Raw genomic sequence first — 2,192 nt, 5'->3', positions numbered from 1 at the left:
CCACAGCCCGCGCAGCCACACCCTGCACAGGCGGCACCAACACCACCTGCCGCGCCCAAACCTGCACCGCCGCACGCAGCCACCCAAGTGGTGCGCGGGGTGAAGCTGGAAAAGAAAGCCAACGCATCGCCTCCAACATCCACGCTGCCCAGCACGCTGCTCACCTTGTCCGCGCTGCTCGCCTTGATGGGTCTTGGTGGCATCTGGCAATCGCGCCGGGCGTTACCTGCGCGACGTCTCGCTTCTTAATTTTTTCACGACACACATTTTCATTTCGACACACATTTTTTCGTATCACGGAGTCCCCATGAACAACCCCATCGAAGTTGGTATGTACGGTGTCAGTCAATGGTTTTTGTACCCGGTGCTGGCCGCGATCGCCATTTTGTTTGCCTATGCTTTTATCGCCCTCGGCGGATTTCTTTGGCAAGCGTGGCAGCGCAGCGGTGCCCGTCGCCATGGCTCACTGGCCGGGCATGAATTGTTGCAGGCGCATCGCGCATCGCCGGAGCTGATCCAAGACGAGTTGGAAGCCATCGCGATGAAGCGCTTGGAATTTGCCCGCATTGCCACGCGCGTGGCGCCGATGCTGGGCTTGGTTGCCACCATGATCCCGATGGGCCCGGCGCTGAAGTCGCTGGCCGATGGGCAACTGGCCGATGTTTCGCGCAGTTTGATGGTGGCATTTTCCGCGGTCATTTTGGCGCTGATCGCGGCGGCTATTACCTACACCGTGGTGCATGTGCGGCGGCGTTGGTACGCGGTGGAATTGCTCGCCATCGCGCGTGGCCGTGACGCCGCCGCGCAGGTCGAACCGGATGCAGCCGCGCATGCAAACGGGGTGCGCGCATGAGCAATCGGTTGCTGGATGAGGTGGAAGACGACGACCCGATTTTGTCGGTGGTCAACCTGATCGACGTGTTCTTGGTGATCATCGCCGCGCTGTTACTGGCGATTGCCAATAACCCGATGAACCCGTTCTCCAACGCGTCGGTAACGATGATCAAAAACCCCGGCAAAGCCAATATGGAGGTGGTGATCAAGGACGGCAAGAAGGTCGAACGCTATCAGGCCAGCGGTGGCATCGGTGAGGGTGAGGGCAGCAAAGCCGGCGTCGCTTATCGGATGAAAGACGGCTCGATGGTGTATGTGCCGGAAACAGGCGCAAGCGGTCGCCCGTAGTGATCCATCACGTCCCGCGCGGTTTGGCCCGATGCGTGGCGGTGGCATTCCACGGGTCGTCCGGCCATGGGTGGCGCGGGTAGCGGCCTTTCATTTCCTTTTTCACTTCGGCATAGGTATTGGCCCAGAAGTTGTGCAGGTCGGCGGTCACTTGCAGCGGTTTGCCGCCGGGTGACAGCAGGTGCAACAGCAGCGGCACGCGACCATCAGCCACGCGCGGGGTGTGTGCTAGCCCGAACAGTTCCTGCAACTTCACCGCCAGCACCGGCGGTGCCGGTTGGCCGGCGTCATCCAGCGCATAGATGATGCTGCGCTCCAGGCCCGACGGCACACTGATGCGGGTGGGGGCGAGCTGCTCGATGCGTTGCCGCGTGTTCCAGTCGATGCCGGATTTCAGCGCCTCGGACAGTTCGCTGGTGTCGAGGGCATCCAGGCGCGTCTTGCCGACGAAGGCAGGCTTGAGCCAACGCTCCAGCGTGGCAAACAATGCGGTGTCCGACAGATCGGGCACGCCCAGTTCCGGCATCCACGCACGCAGGCACTGCGCGCGGTTGCGCCATTGCGTGAGTGCTTCACTCCACGGCAAGCAGTTCAAACCGAGTTCGCGCACCGCATTGGTCAGCGCGTGTGCGGCCAATGTCGCATCCACTTTGCCGGCAGATGTTGAAGACAACACGATGCCGTCAAAGCGTTCGATACGTTCACTGCGCAGCGCGCGTTTGTCGGCATCCCAGCGCACCTCATCGCCACGCTTGAAATGCATCGCGAAAGCCTCGCGTAGATATGCCTCGTCTACCGGTGCGGCGCGCAGCAGCAGCGCATCCTTGGCTTCGTAGCGCAACTCACTCGCGACTAACCACGGCTCGCCATACACCGCGCTGTCATCAAAGAGGCGCGCCATACGGCCATTGGCCAACTGATAACGCCTGGGGTCGTGCGGATGCTGTTTGCCGATGCGATCAGGAAACGCATGCGCCAGCAGATCGCCCAGTGCATGCGCAGGTGCAGAG

At 61.6% G+C, this 2,192-nt stretch carries 3 protein-coding genes and 1 pseudogene; 3 read left to right on the top strand and 1 reads right to left on the bottom strand.

Features of this window, described 5'->3' with window-relative positions; genetic code table 11:
* The 3 genes and pseudogenes from PK789_RS06370 to PK789_RS06360 form a co-directional block, all read left to right on the top strand.
* Positions 1–249, top strand: a pseudogene (locus PK789_RS06370) (signal recognition particle-docking protein FtsY); the annotation flags it as partial.
* Positions 250–307: 58 nt separating this feature from the next.
* Positions 308–853: a MotA/TolQ/ExbB proton channel family protein gene (locus tag PK789_RS06365; protein ID WP_324307818.1), complete on the top strand. Its 546-nt coding sequence runs from the start codon at positions 308–310 to the stop codon at positions 851–853.
* Entirely contained in the window at positions 850–1,182 is a 333-nt protein-coding gene (locus PK789_RS06360; RefSeq protein ID WP_324307816.1) for a DUF2149 domain-containing protein, read from the top strand. The genes PK789_RS06365 and PK789_RS06360 overlap by 4 nt, the downstream gene beginning before the upstream one ends.
* Positions 1,183–1,189: 7 nt before the next feature.
* On the opposite strand, the gene PK789_RS06355 is transcribed toward PK789_RS06360, so the two are convergent.
* A partial coding sequence (locus PK789_RS06355) for an ATP-dependent helicase C-terminal domain-containing protein (protein WP_324307815.1) occupies positions 1,190–2,192 on the bottom strand: 1,003 nt, incomplete at its 5' end.

The sequence above is a fragment of the Thermomonas sp. genome, from assembly GCF_035369645.1.
GTDB lineage: Bacteria > Pseudomonadota > Gammaproteobacteria > Xanthomonadales > Xanthomonadaceae > Thermomonas.
This window is presented reverse-complemented; position numbering and strand designations above follow the sequence as displayed.